At 67.0% G+C, this 18,480-nt stretch carries 15 protein-coding genes; 7 read left to right on the top strand and 8 right to left on the bottom strand.

Features of this window, described 5'->3' with window-relative positions:
* Positions 1 to 96: 96 nt before the first annotated feature.
* From CPZ00_RS12250 to CPZ00_RS12230, 5 genes are all read right to left on the bottom strand, one after another.
* Positions 97 to 1,647 carry an SLC13 family permease gene (locus CPZ00_RS12250; protein WP_096391132.1) on the bottom strand — a complete coding sequence of 517 codons (1,551 nt, stop codon included), beginning with the start codon at positions 1,645 to 1,647 and terminating at the stop codon, positions 97 to 99.
* A 254-nt stretch (positions 1,648 to 1,901) separates the two neighbouring features.
* Positions 1,902 to 3,395, bottom strand: coding sequence for a tripartite tricarboxylate transporter permease (locus CPZ00_RS12245; protein WP_096391131.1), 1,494 nt, complete (start codon positions 3,393 to 3,395; stop codon positions 1,902 to 1,904).
* Positions 3,380 to 3,973 carry a tripartite tricarboxylate transporter TctB family protein gene (locus CPZ00_RS12240; RefSeq protein ID WP_096391130.1) on the bottom strand — a complete coding sequence of 198 codons (594 nt, stop codon included), beginning with the start codon at positions 3,971 to 3,973 and terminating at the stop codon, positions 3,380 to 3,382. Before CPZ00_RS12240 ends, CPZ00_RS12245 begins: the two co-directional genes overlap by 16 nt.
* Positions 3,974 to 4,102: 129 nt before the next feature.
* Positions 4,103 to 5,245: a Bug family tripartite tricarboxylate transporter substrate binding protein gene (locus CPZ00_RS12235; protein WP_157744237.1), complete on the bottom strand. Its 1,143-nt coding sequence runs from the start codon at positions 5,243 to 5,245 to the stop codon at positions 4,103 to 4,105.
* A gap of 118 nt (positions 5,246 to 5,363) precedes the next feature.
* Complete coding sequence (locus tag CPZ00_RS12230) at positions 5,364 to 6,341, bottom strand: aminopeptidase (protein WP_096391129.1); 978 nt, start codon at positions 6,339 to 6,341, stop codon at positions 5,364 to 5,366.
* Positions 6,342 to 6,518: 177 nt separating this feature from the next.
* On the opposite strand from CPZ00_RS12230, the gene tcuA reads away from it, so the two are divergent.
* From tcuA to CPZ00_RS12205, 5 genes are all read left to right on the top strand, one after another.
* Complete coding sequence (gene tcuA / locus CPZ00_RS12225) at positions 6,519 to 7,934, top strand: FAD-dependent tricarballylate dehydrogenase TcuA (protein ID WP_096391128.1); 1,416 nt, start codon at positions 6,519 to 6,521, stop codon at positions 7,932 to 7,934.
* Entirely contained in the window at positions 7,931 to 9,067 is a 1,137-nt protein-coding gene (locus CPZ00_RS12220) for a 2-methylaconitate cis-trans isomerase PrpF family protein (protein ID WP_096391127.1), read from the top strand. The genes tcuA and CPZ00_RS12220 overlap by 4 nt, the downstream gene beginning before the upstream one ends.
* 167 nt (positions 9,068 to 9,234) lie before the next feature.
* A complete protein-coding gene (locus tag CPZ00_RS12215) occupies positions 9,235 to 10,209 on the top strand; it encodes an aminopeptidase (protein WP_096391126.1) in 975 nt (324 codons plus the stop codon).
* 437 nt (positions 10,210 to 10,646) lie between these two features.
* Positions 10,647 to 11,411, top strand: coding sequence for an IclR family transcriptional regulator (locus CPZ00_RS12210; RefSeq protein WP_096391125.1), 765 nt, complete (start codon positions 10,647 to 10,649; stop codon positions 11,409 to 11,411).
* A 589-nt stretch (positions 11,412 to 12,000) separates the two neighbouring features.
* The gene (locus CPZ00_RS12205) at positions 12,001 to 12,429 is read left to right on the top strand and encodes an EamA family transporter (protein WP_096391124.1); all 429 of its coding nucleotides are present in this window, start codon (positions 12,001 to 12,003) and stop codon (positions 12,427 to 12,429) included.
* Positions 12,430 to 12,537: 108 nt separating this feature from the next.
* On the opposite strand, the gene CPZ00_RS12200 is transcribed toward CPZ00_RS12205, so the two are convergent.
* Positions 12,538 to 13,827, bottom strand: a complete 1,290-nt coding sequence (locus tag CPZ00_RS12200; protein WP_096391123.1) for a Glu/Leu/Phe/Val family dehydrogenase — start codon at positions 13,825 to 13,827, stop codon at positions 12,538 to 12,540.
* Between the two features lie 195 nt (positions 13,828 to 14,022).
* Here CPZ00_RS12200 and CPZ00_RS12195 point away from each other — a divergent pair, with 195 nt between their 5' ends.
* Together CPZ00_RS12195 and CPZ00_RS12190 are read left to right on the top strand one after the other, a co-directional pair.
* On the top strand, positions 14,023 to 14,535 hold the full coding sequence (locus CPZ00_RS12195; RefSeq protein WP_096391122.1) for a PH domain-containing protein: 513 nt from the start codon (positions 14,023 to 14,025) through the stop codon (positions 14,533 to 14,535).
* Positions 14,532 to 16,295, top strand: a complete 1,764-nt coding sequence (locus tag CPZ00_RS12190; RefSeq protein ID WP_096391121.1) for a PH domain-containing protein — start codon at positions 14,532 to 14,534, stop codon at positions 16,293 to 16,295. The genes CPZ00_RS12195 and CPZ00_RS12190 overlap by 4 nt, the downstream gene beginning before the upstream one ends.
* Before the next feature lie 52 nt (positions 16,296 to 16,347).
* On the opposite strand, the gene CPZ00_RS12185 is transcribed toward CPZ00_RS12190, so the two are convergent.
* Both CPZ00_RS12185 and CPZ00_RS12180 read right to left on the bottom strand, forming a co-directional pair.
* Complete coding sequence (locus CPZ00_RS12185) at positions 16,348 to 17,103, bottom strand: ABC transporter permease (RefSeq protein ID WP_096391120.1); 756 nt, start codon at positions 17,101 to 17,103, stop codon at positions 16,348 to 16,350.
* On the bottom strand, positions 17,100 to 18,332 hold the full coding sequence (locus CPZ00_RS12180; RefSeq protein ID WP_096391717.1) for an ABC transporter ATP-binding protein: 1,233 nt from the start codon (positions 18,330 to 18,332) through the stop codon (positions 17,100 to 17,102). The genes CPZ00_RS12185 and CPZ00_RS12180 overlap by 4 nt, the downstream gene beginning before the upstream one ends.
* Positions 18,333 to 18,480 lie beyond the last annotated feature (148 nt).

Here is an 18,480-nt window from a genome sequence, read left to right as displayed (position 1 = left end):
TGTAGTTGCCGTCAGTTCGTGACGTCGGTCGGCGACGGCGGACGGGCACATCGCCCCGACCCACGGCGGGCGGACACATCACCCCCGACCGGACGCCTACAGCACCAGCGGCCAGTAGAACAGCCACGAGGCGACGATCACCAGACTTCCGAAGACCATCGTCACCAGCCCGAACGCGAGAACGTCCCGGTTCGAGAGGGGACCGTAATCGAACGAGAGCAGGACGGACGTCGTGTTGAACGGGAGGAACGTCGTCGATCCGATCATGATGAGCACCGAGAAGGCCAGGAACAGCTGGTTCACGCCGAGGAACGCCGCGAACTCCAGCACGATGGGGAGCACGATGATGATCGCGGCCGAGGCGGTCGAGAAGAACGACCGGAGCACCGCGGCGATCAAAAGCAACGTCGCGACGACCTGCCAGGGCGCCATCGCGGCGAAGGGGATGTAGACGGTGATCGTCTCGACGAGCAGCGTCAGCGTGCCCGACGTCTCCATCACGTCGAGGATCGAGAACATCGCGCCGATCAGAAAGAGGATCCCCCAACTGACGTCCGCGAGATCGTCGGCGGTGATGATCCGAACGCCGGGCAACGAGAGGGCGGTGACGGCTCCGATCGCGGGAACGATCGTCGGCACGCCCAGAAACGATCCGAGGATCCACGCGACCACGGTGGCACCCATCACGCCGCCGACGATGCGCTGGTCGCGCGTGAGCGGTTCCGCCGTTCCGTCGACGACGGACTCCGCGAGGTCGTCGACGGGATCATCGGCCGACGGGCCGGCGGCGGATGGGTCGCCCGCGACGTCGTCCGCCGTTTTCTCCTCGTCTTCCCCGGTCGGTTCCCCGCCGTCGGTCGCCGCCTTGTCGTCGATCGTGATGGTGTCGTCGACGTCGTAGATGCGCGCCGCGGCGATGGTCGAGAGTCCGTAGAGGACGATCACCGGCGGGATCATCACGATCGCCCATTCGACCCACGTGATCGTTCGCACGTCCGCGTTGATCACCTGCGAAGTGATGATCGCCATCCCGCCGCCGGTCATGAGCGCCATCGAGGCGATCGGGTTCACGTGGCCGAGGACGAGGTAGGACGCACGGGTGAAGTCGCTGTCCTCCGCGAGCCCGTACGTCTCGGTGAGCCGTCGAACGACCGGAATGAAGGTGACCGCCCGCGCGACAGCGGAGGGCATCAGGAACGAGAGCGTGAAGATGTTGGCGGCAAGCGACCGGACCGTCCCCTTCGGCGTGCTCTGTGCCGAGAGCAGCCGTTGCGCCGCACGCTCGTCGAGGCCGACGCTCGAGATCGTCTGGCCGAGCAACAACAGGAGAAACAGAAAGAACACGAGCGTGGAAGCGAACCCGCCGACGGCCGTCTCGAAGCTGTCGACCGCCCCGAGCGCGAACAGCAACGTGACCACGAGCACGCTCGAGATCGTGTACGGGATCGCCTTCGAGAGCCACAGCGCCAACGCCACGCCGAAGACCGTCAGGACCGTCTGGCTCTCGGCGCTCAGTCCCGGAACCGAGACGAGCCACGTCCCGGCGACGAGTATGGCTGCTGCGAGACCGACTCCTATCCCCTCGACCGACAGGACCCGTTCGAGCCGGGTCGGTGGCGAGAACGAGCCACCGTCGTCTGCTGGCATTGGCTGGCCAGATGGCGTATCGGCGAATATATCTGTCGAAACCCTGGGATACCACCGGGACATTGTGGGCCCGACGTCGAACCACGGGCTGCCCAACGGTGTGTCGTCGAATCGGTCGCGGACTGAACGGAATTCGACCGACCGATGACGGGTCGGGAGCAGCGTGACCGACGCCAGGGAAAAACGTCGATCGCAGCAGCGATCACGAACGGGATCGCGTCCGCCGTCGAAAAAACTGCACGTCGCGGCCGCAGTCAGGATATCAACCGTTCGAGCCGGGGTTTAACAACCGGACCGAACAGGATGACCAGGATCGCGATCACGATGAGCAGCGAGAGCGGCTTGGTCACGAAGATGTCGTAGGAGCCCCCCGACAGCTGGAGCGACCGAATGAGGTTCTCCTCGGCGATCGGTCCGAGAACGACTCCCAGGACGAACGCGATGACCGAGTAGTTGTACTTCACCATCAGATATCCGAACAGCCCCAGGAAGACGACGGTCGCGACGTCGACCCAGTTCGTTCGGAGCGTGTATCCGCCGATCATCGACAGAACGACGATCGTCGGGACGATGTATTTGGTGTCGACCTGCGTGAGGTGTCCCAGCCGCGTCACGATGAACACGCCCACGAAGAGGATGAAGACGTTCCCCGCCAGCAGGGCGAGCATGAACGTGTAGGTCGTCGCCAGCTCGGCGTCGAACAGCTGCGGACCCGGCCGGAGGCCGTGCATCAACAGCCCGCCGAGCAGGACCGCGGTCGATCCGCTGCCCGGGATCCCGAACGAGATAGTGGGGATCAGCGAGCCGCCGATGGTACCGTTGTTGGACGCCTCGGAGGCGATCACGCCGTCGGGTTCGCCGTTTCCGAACGCCTCGGGGTTGTCGGAGCTCCGCATCGCCTCGCCGTAGGAGATGAAGTTCGAGACGGTCGCTCCCGAGCCCGGGACGGCACCGATGAACATCCCGATGAAGCTGGATTTGATCAGCGTCACCGGGCGGCTGATCGCGGTTTTGATGCCCGCGAAAACGCTCCCGTCGAGGTCGATGTCCGACTCGGCGATCCCGCCGGTCTGGGCGGAGAGCTTGATCATCTCGGCGATCGCGAACATCCCGATCAACGCCGCGATGAAGTCGATCCCGTCGTACAGCGCCAGGCTCCCGAAGGTGTACCGCAGCTCCGGCGAGTTCGGCGCGATCCCGATCGTCGTCAACAACATACCGAAGGCGCCGGCGATGATCGCCTTGACGACCGACCCCTGCGCGACGACGCCGATCATCGAGAGTCCGAGGACGGCCATCAGGAAGTATTCGGGCGTCCCGAACAGCAGGACGGCCTCGATGAGGATCGGCGAGATCGCGATCAGGGTGAGGACGGTCAGGAACCCGCCGAGTGCGGACGAGGTCGCCGATATCGAGAGGGCCTCGATCGCCCGTCCTTGTTTCGACATCGGATAACCGTCGAAGGTGGTCGCGGCGGCGGCACCGGTTCCGGGCACGTTCACCAGGATCGCGGCGATGCTCCCGCCGTACATCGCGCCGCTGTACATGCTCACCAGCAGCACGAGGGCGTTGATCGGTCCCAACGGGAGGGTCAACGGGAGGACGATGGCCATCCCGAGCGACGATCCGACCCCGGGAAGCGCGCCCGCGATCATCCCGAGGATCAGCCCGACGGCGACCCACAGCGGGGTCGGCCAGCTGAACAGCGTTCCGGCTGCTTCCGTGAGCGCGGCTATCGTGGCAGCCATGAAACACCATCCTGGAAGAGGAGTGCCCCGCCGTCCATCGGAACGGTGAGGACGATCATGAAGCTATACGCGATCCCGAACCCGATGACCGCGAGGATCACGGTCCGCAGCAGGTCGATCCGGAACCACCGGGCGTAGAGCAGTACGAACAGCGGACTCGCCCACAGGAGGCCGATCGCGTAGCCGACGAGCGCGTAGCCGACCACCGAAAGGGCGGTGAACACCGAATCGTGGATCGGCCGTCCAACGGACGAAATCTCGGTCGACTCGGTCTCGGCCGCCGCCTCCTCCATATCAGCCTCCTTCTGGGCGAACTCGTCGCTCGCCTCGAAGGCCGCGCCCTCGCTGAGCAGCGCGTTGCGTAGCACGGCAGGAAGGTACGCCTGGAACAACAGCAGCAGCGATCCGATGAAGACGACGCTCGCCACGAGTCGAGGGAATCGTGCGGCTCGGTCGATGCTGAACTGGGTCGTTCCCCAGAGCATATAGCCCGAGGAGACGACCATCATCGCGACGAGCAGCTTCTCGGCGTCGATGACGTCCTCGACCAGGCGGCGGTACAGTTCCTGTGCGGTCATGGTTCACCGACGGAACGTGGGTGCGATGCGTGTTCTGTCATAGCCACCATACGTACGTGATTGATGAGCACACTGTTATAAAAATATCCGTTTGTCGGGACGACGCGTCGACGTCGGCGGATCGGCGGGTTAGGCCGATTCGCGAACCGACTCGAGGTCGACGTTCTCGGGGACCTGCTCGAACGCGTTCGCGACGGCGTCCTCGGCTGCCGAGGGTCCGCCGTACTCGATGACGTTCCCCGTGTTGTCGGACCAGTCCTGGACGCGGTCCGTCTGGAGCGCGGTCTCGAGCGCGCTCGTGAGCGTCTGCACGATGTCGTCGGACGCGCCCTGCGGGAGGAACATTCCGCGGCGCAGCTGCCCGAGGAAGTCGATGTTCGAGAAGCCCTCGTCGGTGACCGACTGCAGGTCGGGGAAGACGGAGGTGCCCTCGCTGGAGAGACAGGCGACCGTGTCGACGCGGTCGTCCGCGACGGCCGCTTCCGCCGCCGTGTCGGTACTGATCGTGGCCGGCACCTCGCCGGAGACGCACGCCTGCACGGCGGGGCCGGATCCGGCGTAGCCGACGTACTGCTCCCACGCGAGGTTGTAGTCGTCGCTACCCTGCATCAGGAGCGCGAGAACGTGGTCGACGCCGCCGCGTTCCTTGCCGGCGAAGGTCGACAGATCGCCCTCCTGATAGCGGCTGACGAGGTCCTGCATGTTCTCGATCTCGTGTTCGGGGTTCGCGACGATCACGAACGGCGTCCGGGCGTACGCGCCGACGCCAACGAGGTCCTGAAGGTCGAAGTCCGGCGGGTTCACCATCGCCGAGACCGGCGTGGACGGCGGGTTGAAGCCGCCGAAGGTGTAGCCGTCCGGGTCGGAGTAGTAGAGCTCGCCGGTCCCGCGGAGGGACGCCGCGCCCGAAATGTTCTCGATGGCGATGTTCACGCCGAGCTCGTTCGCCATCTCCGGGATGATCTGGCGCGCGTAGGTGTCGGTCCCGCCGCCCTCCGAGAACGGAACGATGTAGCGGATGTCCTGGTTCGGGTAGTCGCTCCCGCCGCCGTTGCCGTCACCGTTGCCGCCGCCGTTGCCGTCACCGTTTCCGTCGCCGTTGCCGCCGCCGTTCCCGTTACCGCCGCCGTTGCCGTTTCCGCCGCCGTTCCCGTTTCCGCCGCCGTTGCCGGAACAGCCGGCAAGGCCGGTCATCGCGGCTGCCGATGCGGCTCCGGCGTACTTGATGAATGAACGCCTGTCGGTAGACGAGTTCGTGTGTTTGTCTGCCATACCCGACTGGGTAGAAGCCAGTAGTAGTTAAATAATTTTTGGTATAGTTTCGAGACGTCATCTCTCAGTCCCGCGTCCCGTGAAAATAATGACGATCGCCGGCAGGGTTCGAGGATCGTTAGAAGAACGTGAATTCTCCGTCCTCGACGACGACCTCGCCGTCCAGTTCGAGGGTCGGTTCGGCCATCATCGCGTCGAAGTGCACCGGCGCGCGGGTCGTTCCGCCGAGGTTGCTGCTGGTCCCGATCCCGAAGTGGACGTTCCCGTAGCGGCCGTGGTCGTTGGAGAACCAGCCGTTGAACTCCGGGCACTCGGGATTCATCCCGACCGCGAGCTGCGCGATGTTATAGACCGCGGGGTCGTCGTGGTCGGCCCAGACGCGGGCGATCTTCTCGGCCTCCTTGCCTCCCTCGACCGAGGTGACCGCGCCGTCCTCGATCTCCATCTCGACGGGCGTCTCGAGGACGCCGATGTCGAGGTTGGGGATCGCACCGTCGAAGACGACCGTCCCTTCGGTGGACCCCTCGACGGGGGCGATGTTCGATTCGATGTGGACCAGCGCCGTGAACTCGCCCGGCTCGTCCGCGATTCCCGGATGAGCGTTCCCGTCGCGTCCCTCGAGGCCCACCGTGACGTCGGTTCCCTGCGGGGACGTCACGCGCGCCTCGTCGGCCTCCGAGAACTTGCGAGCCATTTCCTCACAGTGGGGCCGCATTCCCTCGTAGTCGGCGTAGAGCCCGCCCGTGACGAGCTGCTCCTCCGTGAACTTGACCATGCTGATGACGCGCGCGCCGTTCTCCTTGGCCTCCGCGACGGCGCTGGAGTGGGTGATCGAACGGTGAACCGGCGTGATGATCACGTCCGCCTCCATCATCGCGGCGGCGATCGTCTCCTCGGGCTCGTTCCCGTCGTACTCGCGGGGGTCCATGAGCGCCATCGAGACGTTCGCGTCCCGTTCCTTCGCGGCCGCTGCCACCCGCTCGGCGACGCCCGAGACCTTCCAGTCCGAGACGACGAGAACGTCCTCGTCGGGCTGAACCGCGGCACACGTGTCGACGACGATACTCGCACCTTTCATCTCCTGAACCGAGTGCATCGTGGTCTTCCCTTTCAATGAGGCACGTAAATAGGTTTCTGACGGCCCAAATCTGCGCCATGACGGCACCCGACGATCGATGGGGATCTGCTGTCCCGATGACGTGCCGGGAACGGACCATCTCGTCCCGCTGACGAAACACCTATTACAATCTATCGGTTGGGCTAACCTAGAGCTATGAGTGTACAACGTAACTACGACGTCGTCGTCGTGGGATGCGGGATCGCCGGACTGTCCGCCGCCAACCGAGCCGCCGAACTTGGTCACGACGTGGCGGTTCTCGAGAAGGCACCGAAGGAACATCGCGGGGGCCACACCCGGTTCAGCGAGTCGTTCCGCGTCCCCTCGACCGACGCGGACCTGGAGCGGTTCGGCTACGAGTTCGCGGTGCCCGACTACAGCGCCGACGACTTCTTCGACGACATCATGAAGCAGACGAACGGGCGTGCCGACGACGACATCGCCCGGACGCTCGTCGACAACGCCGGCCGGACGATCGAGTGGCTGACCGAACGCGGCGTCTCCTGGGACATGGAGCCGCTCAACGTCGGCTACACCGTCGCCCGCACCTTCTTCGACGGCGAGGAGCTCGTCGCCGACCTCGTGGCGGCCGCCGAGGACGACGGCGCGGAGTTCCACTACCGCACCGAGGCCCGCGAGCTGATCGTCGACGACGACGGCGCCGCGGCCGGGATCAAGGCTCGAACGGACGACGGCGTCACCGAGTTCCACGCCGACGCGGTGATCGTCGGCGCCGGCGGCTACGAGTCGAGCGAGGAGAAGCGGACCAAGTATTACGGCTCCGACTACGACGCGATGACGGTCCGCGGCAGCCGGTACAACACCGGCGAGGGCATCGAGATGCTCATCGACGCCGGTGCCGACGGGACCGGCCAGTGGGGCGGCGCGCACATGGCCCTGATCGACCGCGGCTCGCCCGCCTTCGAGGGCGGCGCCAACCGCGTCGACGGCTACCAGTTCGGCGTGCTCATCAACAACGACGGCGAGCGCTTCTTCGACGAGGGCGAGGACGCCCGCGCACACACCTACGCGAAGCTCGGCCGCATCATCTTCGAGGAGCCCGGCCACGAGGCGTTCATCGTCATCGACGAGCCGCTGAAGGAGCACATGCGCGCCACCGGCCCCTCGGACCCGGTCGTCGGCGACAGCGTCGAGGAGGTTCTCGCGGAGCTCGGCTGTGACTCCCCGGCGGACGGTGCCGAGACGATCGAACGATTCAACGAGGCCTGTGACCCCGACGAGTTCGACCCCGACGAGCTGGACGGCAACGCGACCGAGGGTCTCGAGCTCGAGAAGAGCAACTGGGCGCTCCCGATCGACGAGCCGCCGTTCTACGGCTACGCGGTCACCGGCGGGATCACGTTCGGCTTCGGCGGCGTCAAGATGGACACGCAGGCGCGCGCGCTCGATTCGGTCGGTCGTCCGATCGACTCGCTGTACGTGGCCGGCAACACCACCGGCGGCCTGTTCTTCGACAACTACCCGGGCGGCACCGGCCTGTCGAACGCGGCCGTCTACGGGAAGATCGCCGCCGAGGAAGCCGACGAGCTGGTCGCAGGGGAGAGCGAATGAGCGACCAGCAGTCCCTCGAGTGCGCCATCGTCCGCGGCGGCACGAGCAAGGGCGTGTTCATCCGCGAGGACGAGGTGCCCGACGAGAACCGGGACGAGGCGATCCTCTCGCTGTTCGGCAGCCCGGACGACCGCCAGATCGACGGGCTCGGCGGCGCCACCTCGACGACGTCGAAGCTGATGCTCGTCGGGGCGAGCGACGAGCCCGACGTCGACGTGGAGTACACCTTCGGCCAGGTCGCCGTCGACGAACCGGTGATCGACTACGGCGGCAACTGCGGGAACCTCACCTGCGCGATCGGCGCGTTCGCGGTCGACGAGGGCCTCGTCGAGGTCGACGCGGACGCCGATGCGGTCGACCTCTCGCTGTTCAACACGAACACTGAGACCCACATCGACCAGCACGTGCCGCTTGCCGACGGCGCCGCCGCGACGAAGGGCGACTTCAAGGTCCACGGCGTCCCGGGGACGGGCGCGAAGAACGACACGACCTTCCGCGACCCCGCGGGCGCGGTCACCGACGAACTGTTCCCGCTCGGCGGCCCGACCATCGAGCTCGACGTCGAGGGTGAGGACGACCCGATCGAGATGAGCGTGATCGACGTCACGACGCCCATCGCGTTCGTCCGCGCCGCCGACCTCGGGCTCACCGCCACGGAGGGACAGGAGGACGTCGATACGGACGAGGCGCTCCTCGAGCGCCTCGAGCGCATCCGCGGAACGGTCTGTGCGGAGCTCGGCCTGGTCGACGACCCCGAACGGGCGTCGGTCGAGTCGCCGGGCTACCCGAAGATCGTGTGGGTCGCGCCGCCGGCCGACTACGAGACCGCGACCGGCGAGACGGTCGCGGCGTCGGACGTCAACCTTCTCGCTCGGTATATGAGCATGGGGAAGCTGCACCCGGTGTACGCCGTGACCGGCGTCTCCTGTACCTCGGCCGCGGCGCTGCTGCCGGGGACGATCCCGAACGAGGTCGCGGACCTCGACGGCGACACCGTCACGCTCGGGCACCCGAAGGGGACGATGTCCGCCAGGGCGGACGTCGACGCCGACGCCGGAACCGTCGACGCGGTGACGGTGTATCGAACCCAGCGCCGCCTGATGGACGGCACGGGCTACTACACGCTGGAATAGCGGACGGCACGACGGACACGCTGAAGTAGCGGACGGCACGGCGACGACACGCTGGAGGGGCGTCCCGCCCCGAACCCGGCGGCGGTCGCCACCGGTTCTTCGAGAACGTGCGCGATCACGAAGCCAAAGTATATTTCCGTCGCCGGCAATGCGTGAGTAGGTCACCTATGTTAGACTTGGAAATGGCCAGTGCAGCACGCGGTATCGTCGAGGACTGTCTGAACGTACGGGAGGGCGAGGAGGTTCTCGTGATCGCCGACCCGCGGAAGGTCGAGGTCGCCCGCAGCATCGCCACGGCGGCGAACGCGATCGACGCCGAGGTCGTGACCGCGGTGATGCCGCTGCTCGAGAGCCACGGCAACGAGCCGCTCGACACCGTCGCGGACGCGATGGAGACGGCCGACGTCGCCTTCACCTGCACCACACACGCGATCACGCACACGCGAGCGCGGCTGCGGGCCGCCGAGGCCGGAACCCGGATCGGGGTCCTCCGGAGCGTCACCGAGGACATGATGGTCGAGGGAGCGATGACCGTCGACTTCGAGACCCTCCGGCGCCGCACGGAGGCGCTGGCCGACATCATCACCGAGGCCGACCACGCACACGTCACGAGCGACGAGGGTACCGACGTGGAGTTCAGCATCGAGGGCTGCCAGTCGTTCTCGCTGGACGGCTACTTCCACGAGGAGTACGGCTTCGCGACCCTCCCGCCGGGCGAGGCGCCGACCCACCCCAAGGAGGGGACCGCCAACGGGACGATCGTCATCGACGTCTCGATGGACAACATCGGCCAGCTCGAGGAGCCGATCGAGTTGACCCTCGAGGACGGGTTCGTCGTCGACGTCGACGGCGGTGCCGACGCCGAGGAGCTCGAGGCGATCTTCGAGGCGAACGACGAGAACGGCCGCAACCTCGCCGAGTTCGCGATCGGGACGAACCCGAAGGCGAAGCTCATCGGGAACCTCGCGGAGGACAAGAAACGCGCGGGAACGATCCACTTCGCCGTCGGCGACAACGAGTCGCTCGGCGGATCCATCAAAAGCGACATCCACCTCGACGGCGTGATCAGGACGCCGACCGTTCGACTCGACGACACCGTCGTCGTCGACGACGGACGACTCCGGACCGAACTGCTGGAGTAGTTCGGCTCGATCGCTTTCTTCCGTCACGGTCGATCCCATCGCGATCACCGTCTTTTCGCCGCCGTCTTCCCACCGATCACCGCCTACCCGCCACACCCGATCGCGAGCCGTGCGTCCGGACCGGACTGCGAACGACGGTTCCCGCAGTTCAGGCGTCCCGGAATGCGGGATGAGTGGAGTTTTGGATCTCTCGATCCGTTTCCCGAAGATACTGAACGAAACACGGTGCTATTGGGAATATGAGTGATCAATACTGATACTCACTCGATGGAAACATCGAGACATACGGAATATACATAGAATAACGTAACGGGCAGCCTCCGGATCGGGGTTCGATCGGATTTCGGGCCGATCCGGACCGATATCAGCGGGGAAGAGTAGCAGTGTCTCGTTCCACGATGCGGGACTTTATAAGTACACGGACGGTACGGACGTATATGACGAACACGAACGGGGACGGCGTCCAGACGACGCGGAAGACGTTCGCGATCGTTCACGCCCTCAAGGAGCTCGACGGGGCCCGGATCGACGAGCTCTCCGAGCACCTCGACATGGCCTCGAGCACGGTACACCGGCACGTCGCGACGCTCGACGACCTCGGGTACCTCGACCGGGAGGGTGACGTCTACCATCTCGGGATCCGGTTTCTCACCCTCGGCGGACACGCACAGACCCGCCAGCCGGTCTTCGATCTGGCCAAGGAGAAGGTCGACCAGATCGCCGCCGAGACCGACGAGCGCTCGCAGTTCATCGTCGAGGACGGCGGCCGTCGGATGTACGTCTACACCGAGGCGGGCACGAACGCGGTCAAGACCGACGCGACGATCGGAAAGCGCGGACCGATCCACTCGAGTGCTGCCGGCAAAGCCGTCCTCGCTGCCTCCTCGGACGAGTTCGTCGCGGACGTCCTGGACCGACACGGACTGCCGCAGGTGACGCCGCACACGATCGACGACCGCGAGACGCTGCTCGAGGAGATCGAGGGGATCCGCGATCGCGGGTACGCGTTCAACGAGCAGGAGTCGACCCTCGGCCTGCGAGCGGTCGCGTCCGCGATCACCGGCGTGAATGGAGAGGTGTACGGCGCGATCAGCATCGCCGGTCCCGCACACCGGTTCAAGGGGGACCTGTTTCGCAGCGAGTATCCCGACCTGCTGTTGGCGGTCACCAACGAGATCGAGCTGAAGCTCGAGTACTCCTGATCGGAGTGGTGATTTACACTCCTAATATTGTAATTTCAATCTCGACGTTGTAAGTTCAATCCCGAACGTGTTCCGGAAGCCCGCATCCGCCACGCCGAGGCTCTAGTCATATTATTTTCATTTCAAAGGAAAAGTAGCATATATTATATAATATCCGACCGAGACGCCGGTTGACGGTCCCAAGTCATTCATCCGCCACGAGGGCGACTCAGTCGCACGTTTTCCATCGAGATACGCGTTCGGAGAACGAATACGGATCCCTTCCGGATCGAACGAGCTATACGCTCCCAACTGGGGACGTATCGGCTTGATAGTCCGGAATGGCTTTCGAGTGTTCCCACAAGCGGGCGTTCGATGACGAACGAAAGTCCGACCGATCATATACAATTTCAATATATTATTTTTATACGTCAGTTATGGCGTTCAGTTATGGATTTTAGCTATTCAGTGCATCGGTTCCCGGCGTCGGACCACGCTGTGTTGCCCCGCGGCCACGGGGACCGCCGCGGCGAGATCCGGCGGGAGTCCCGGAAAGACGTTCAGCGATCGGAACCGACAAGCCGACCACCACGCAGGATCGAGGCAAGCCATGCAACCGTACGTTCCCTATTCGCTGCTGGCCGTCGCCGCCTACGCCCTCGTTGCGCCCCTGATGCGGGTTGCGACCTCGGGGTCGAACGCGATCCCCAGCGACGTCGCCGCCGCGATCTCCAACATCATCCTCGTCGCGGCCGCGATCGCCGTGGTGCTCGTCAGCGGCCAGGACTTCACTGGCCACGTCGGGAACCCGAAGGTCGTCTACGTGCTCGGCGCGGGCTGTTTCCTGGCGATCGGCATCCTCTCGTACTACCGGGCGCTCGCGCTCGGTCCCGTCAGCGTCGTCACGCCGATCTTCGCGACCTTCCTCGTGTTCAGCTCGGTGATCGGCGTCCTCGTGCTCGGCGAGTCGGTGACGCTCCGGAAGGTCGTCGGGATCGTCTGCGCCATCGGCGGCGTCTACCTGGTTTCGACGGCGTGAGGCCGTCTCGGCGACGGTCTCACGCGGTCGGTGGGCGCCGACCGGATCCGCCGGGTGCGACTGTCTCGAAATCGTCCGCCGGTTATAACCGTCTCCCGCGTCCGTGGGTCACGGGAACAGCCCACGGTACTCGTGGGCGCGGGCGATCCGCTCGAGGGCGATCGTGTAGGCCGCGGTCCGGAGGTCGGGGACGTCACCCTGGTCGTATCGGTCGATCGTCTCGTCGAACGCGGAGCCGATCCGGCGCTCAAGCTCGGCGTTGACCGTCTCGAGGGGCCAGGAGAACTCCTGGGAGTTCTGGACCCACTCGAGGTAGGAGACGATGACGCCGCCGGCGTTCGCGAGGATGTCCGGGACGATCTGCACGTCGCGCTGGGAGAGCACCTCGTCGGCCGCCACGGTCGTCGGGCCGTTGGCGGCCTCGACGATCGCGTTCGCGCGGATCCGGTCGGCGTTCTCGGCGGTGATGACACCCTCGACCGCCGCGGGGATGAGCACGTCGACGTCGAGCTCGAGCAGCTCGGCGTTGGAGATCATTTCCGGCTCGTCCCACCGCGTGCGGTCCGCGCCCTTGAGGTCGCCGGCCGTGTACTCGTCGATCAGCCCGCCAGCGTCCACGTGCGCGCCGAGCGTGGGAACGTCGAGCCCGTCCGGGTCGTATGCGGCGCCCGTGACGTCAGAGGTCGCGACGACCCGTGCCCCGGCGTCGTCGAGCAGCCGTGCGGCGTGTGACCCCACGTTGCCGAACCCCTGGATCGCGACCGTCGCGTCCCCGAGGTCGTTCTCGAGGTACTCGAAGAGGCGCTCGGTGACGATCGAGACCCCCCGACCGGTCGCGGCCACGCGTCCGGGGGTTCCCCCGATCTCGAGCGGCTTCCCGGTGACGACCTTCGGGACCGTGTACCCCTCGTACATCGAGTAGGTGTCCATCATCCAGGCCATCGTCTGCGGATTCGTGTTCATATCCGGCGCCGGCACGTCCGTCTCCGGGCCGATCAGCCGACGGATGCCCTCGGTGTATCGCCGGGTGAGCCGCTCGAGGTCGCGGTCCGTGAGGTCCTTGGGCTCACAGATGACGCCGCCCTTCGCGCCGCCGTACGGCAGGTCCACCAGCGCGCACTTCCAGGTCATCCAGCCAGCCAGAGCCTCGACCTCCCGCTGGGTGACGCTGGGATGATATCGAACGCCGCCCTTAAAAGGGCCGCGAGCGCTGTCGAACTGGCACCGATACCCCTCGAACACCTCGACGCCGCCGGACTCGAGCTCGACCGGAAGCGTCACCTTGAGCGTCCGTTCGGGGTATTTGAGCCGCTCGAACACGCCGTGGTCGACGTCGGCGTACGTCTCGGCGCGGTCCATCTGGGCGAGCATGTTCTCGAACGGGTCGTCGTTACCCATGCGTCGACCTCACCGGCATCCCCGAAGTCAGTTTCGGGTGCGTTCGGTCGTGACATATTTTGCCAGTTAGGGTGCTGCGGCCCGTCCCGGCCGCGCTCCGGACCGACGGAACGCCGGTCGACGCATCGATCCGCTCCCGGAAGACGCATCGATCCGCTCCCGAAACTTATACCGGACGCGGGACAAGCCGAGGGTATGGACATCGATTCACCGGGGGAATCGCCGCCGGCCCCGGATCCGGCGTCGACCACGCGCCGTCTCAACCCCCGTATCCGCATCGTGTGGGTCCTCCGTTCGGTCCTGATCGCCGCTCTTCTTGCGGGCCTCACCGTTGCCATCGGTCAGTTCGTCGAAACGCCACGGTGGCTGCCGGCCCTGATCGGCGGCCTCACGCTGGCGCTGGCGGTCCCGTACGCCATCGTCCGATACCGGCGCTGGTCGTACGCCATCCGCGAGGACGCGCTATATCTCGACCGCGGGGTCGTCACCACCGTCCGGACGGTCGTGCCGCTCGTCCGGATCCAGCACGTCGACTCCCGACGCGGTCCCGTCGAACGGACCACCGGACTGGCCTCCTGCGTCGTCTATACTGCGGGCTCGCGCGGGGCCGACGTCCGGATCCCGGGATTGACCCCCGAGGACGCCGACGACCTCCGGGAGACGCTCAAACGGCTCGCCATCCGTGCCGACGGGGAGGATGCGGTGTGAGACTGTCGCCGATATCGGTGCCGTACCGGGCCCTCGGGAAGGCGTCGACGATCCTCGTCGCGCTGTTTTTCGTCGGAACGTCGGGCACGATCGACAGCGTGGTCGCGCTCGGCGTCGGCGTGGCGGTCGCTGCCGCCGCGCTGGCGTACGAGGCCGCCTACTACCGGCGGTTCGAATATGAGTTCACCGCCGACACCTTCGACGTCCGGTCGGGAGTGATCTCCCGCCGTGACCGGGAGATCCCGTACGGGCGGATCCAGAACGTCGACGTTTCCCGGAACGTTCTCCAGCGGCTCCTCGGCATCGCCGCCGTCGACCTCGAGACCGCCGGCGGGTCCTCGACCGAGGGCTCGATCCGATACGTATCGGCCGAACAGGCGGAGGAGCTCCAGCGCGAGATCCGGCGGCGGAAGGCGTCGCGGGGCGAAGACGAGGGCGCGATCGGTTTCGACGCCGACGATGGGTCGGACGTCGACGTTCCGGGGAGCCAGTCCCCGACCGTGGACCAGGAGACCGAGCTGTTCAGCCTCTCGGCGACCGAGCTCGCGCTCGTCGGGGCGCTCTCGTTCGATCCGCGGCTCATCGGGCTGCTGGCGTTCGTCGGCTCCGGATCGGTCCCCGCGCTCTCGGGAGTCCTGCCGGCCACGACCGCGCTCGTCGTCACGATCGCCGGGGTGGTCGCCGTCGGGGTGCTGCTCGTCGCCTCCTGGCTGATCGGCGCCGCCGTGGCGATCACCAACTACTACGGGTTCCGGCTGACTCGGTCGGGTGACGACCTCCGATACGAACGCGGGCTGTTCAAGCGGTACTCGGGATCGATCCCGACGGACAAGGTCCAGAGCCTGACGATCGGCGACAACCCGGTCAAGCGGCTGGCCGGCTACGCGACGTTGACGATCGAGACGGCGGGCTACGCCCCCGGACAGGGCGGCACGTACGGCAGCCAGGCGGCGGTCCCGCTCGCGCGGACCGACCGCGTCCGGGAACTGGCCCGCGACATCGAGACGTTCGGCGAGCCCGAGTTTCGTCGGCCGCCCGGCCGCGTTCGCGTCAGGTACGCGATCCGGTACGCGGCCATCGTCGCCGTCCTCACCGCGGTCGCGTTCGGCATCGACCGCGTCCTCACCACCCCGATCCCGTGGTACGGAGCGGCGGGATTGATCCTCCTTGCGCCGATCGCCGCCCACTACAAGTGGGCCCACCGCGGCTACTGGCTCGGCGAGGACCACCTCCTCACCCGAGTCGGGTTCTGGAAGCGGGAGACGCGGATCGTCCCGTACTACCGGATCCAGACCGTGCTCGACCGCCGAACGCTGTTCCAGCGGCGATGGGGGATCGCCACCGTCGTCGCCGACACGGCTGGGTCCGGCGGGTTCATCGGGCGCGACGCCGCCGCGCTGGACGTCGACGCAGCCGACGCCGACCGGCTCCGGGAGGACCTGACGGTCCGGCTCCGGTCGGCACTGTCGGACCGCCGAGCCCGCGGCGCCTCGCCCGCGGGAACGGAACCGAACGGGACTGACCCGACCGAACCCGGACCGACCGAACCCGGACCGACCCAAAGCGGGACTGACGGAACCGACCCCGCCGAACACGCACCCGACGCACCCGACGTGGGCGACGATGCGACGTCCGATGCGACCGCCGATGCGACCGCCGATGCGACGTCCGATACGGAGACCGAGACGGACGAGGACGGCTTCCGCTGGATCGGGGATGGGAGTTCGACGTCGAACGAGGAACCGGAATCGAACCGCTGACCGCGACCGCCGGATGTGGCCGCCACGCCGGTCACGCACTGCGACCGTTCGGTCAGTCGGTGCGGGGGAGCAGGCGCGCCCCGACCGCCAGCGTGAGGAGCGCGATCGCGGACAGCACGGCCAGGTCGCCGACCCACGGACCGCCGTCGTAGGTGATCGCCCGGACGCCGCGCGCGAAGTAGGTCAGCGGCGAGGCCGCCACCGCCGGGAGGAACCACTCGGGCAGTAGCGACGGCGGAACGAACGTCTCCGAGAGAAAGAGGATCGGCAGCGCGACCGTGTTGCTGGCGGCGATCACGCCGTCCTGCGTGTCGGCCAGGGATCCGAGGACGGCGCCCACGCCGCAGAAGGCCGCAACTCCGACCACGACGAACGCCGCCACCGCCGGGAGCGCCACGGTGACCCGTACGGCCGCGTCCGTCACGAGGAGCACGAGCCCGAAGACGAGGATGCTCGCCAGGCCGATGATCGCGACGTTGACGAGCGTGTGTGCGAGGAGCCACTCGACTCGAGTCAGCGGCGTCGTCGCGAGCTTCTCGAACCGGTTCCCGTCGCGATGGCGGGCGATCTCGGAGCCGACGCGCGACAGCGGCGTGAACAGGACCACGACGCCGATGTACCCCGGCAGATAATACCCGGCCGGTTCGGCGAACAGGCCGCCGCCGGTCGGCTGCGTGCGCACGAGCGCCCCGAAGATCACGACGAGGATCACAGGGAAGAAGAAGGTGAAGAACACCGCCGTCCGCCGTCGCAGGAACGACCGGGCGGCCGCGACGGCCTCCGCCCGGACTCGACGAACGCGGCTCATCGCGACCCCTCCGCCGCGGTCGACTCGGGTCGTTCCGAGTTCCCTCCCGCTTTCGTTCCCGTTTCCGCTTTCGTTCCCGTTTCCGCTTTCGTTCCCGTTTCCGCTTTCGTTTCCGCTCCGGCTCCTGTTTTCGGTTCCACGGCTGCGTCCATCCCCGACCCCGAGCCGGCGGGGCGGTACGCCTCGCCGGTGAGTTCGAGATAGACGTCCTCGAGCGAGGGCTCGCTCCACGACACCGACTCGACGCCGACCCCCGCGCCGGCCACCGCGTCGACGACGGCGCCGATTTCCTCGAGGGGGACGCCGGTGACCTCGATCGTGGTCGGCGCGGCCGCACCGGTCGCGTCGGCCGCGCCGATCGCGTCGCCGGCGTGCACGGAGGCCGTCCCGGCCCGACGCGCCTCGTACGGCGTGTCGGATCGGACGGCCGCCACGGCCGACTCGGCCGACTTGGCGACGTCCCTCTCGGCGGCCCCCTCGATCCGGAGCGTGAGCGTCGGCTCCCCGCCGTGGGCAGCGATCAGCGACTCCGGGGAGCCGACGGCGACGATCGATCCCTCGCGGATCAGCCCGACGCGGTCGGCAAGCCGTTCGACCTCCCCCATGGCGTGGCTCGTCAGGAAGACGGTCGTCCCCGCGGCCGCGGCCTCGCGGATCACGCGGTGGATGTCCCGTCTGCCAGCCGGGTCGATCCCGGTCGTCGGTTCGTCAAGAAAGAGCACGTCGGGGTCGTTGACGAGCGCCGTCGCCACGCAGGCCCGGCGCCGCTGGCCGCCCGAGAGCGTCTCGTACCACGCGTCCGCGTCCGACGCGAGCCCGACCGCCTCGAGGACCGTCTCGACGTCGCGTGCCTCGTCGTAGAGCCCGGCGTAGTACGCCACCAGCTCGCGCGCGGTGAGCCGGCTCGGCGGGTCGAACGACTGCGGGAGCAGCCCGACGCGCTCCGGATCCACCGCGTCCGGCGCGGTCCCCAGCACGCGAACGGTTCCCTCGACCGTCGTCGTTCCGGTGAGCGCCCTGACGAGGGTCGTCTTTCCGGCTCCGTTCGGCCCGATCAGCCCGAAGACCTCGCCGCGGCCGACCGCGAGGTCGGCGCCGGAGAGCGCCGTCACCTCGCCGTAGGACTTGCGCACGTTTTCGGCGCGCAGGACCGGATCGCCGTCGACGATCCTTCCGTCGGGTCCGTCGTCGCCGACGCGCTCCTCGTCGACGCTCGAGTCACCTTCCATACCCGTCGGTCCGAGTCGAGTCCGCCTAAGGGGTTCGCTTTCCCGTGCCGTGAGCACGACGCGGCGTCCGGAGCCGTCGTTCCGGCCGCCATCGACGCCTCGTTTCGGCCGCGGTCGCTCACACTCGTTCCGGCCGCCATCGACGCCT

Source organism: Halopenitus persicus, from assembly GCF_002355635.1.
GTDB lineage: Archaea > Halobacteriota > Halobacteria > Halobacteriales > Haloferacaceae > Halopenitus > Halopenitus persicus_A.
The sequence above is the reverse complement of the archived record's forward strand: the minus strand, read 5'-3'. Positions and strand labels throughout refer to the sequence as shown.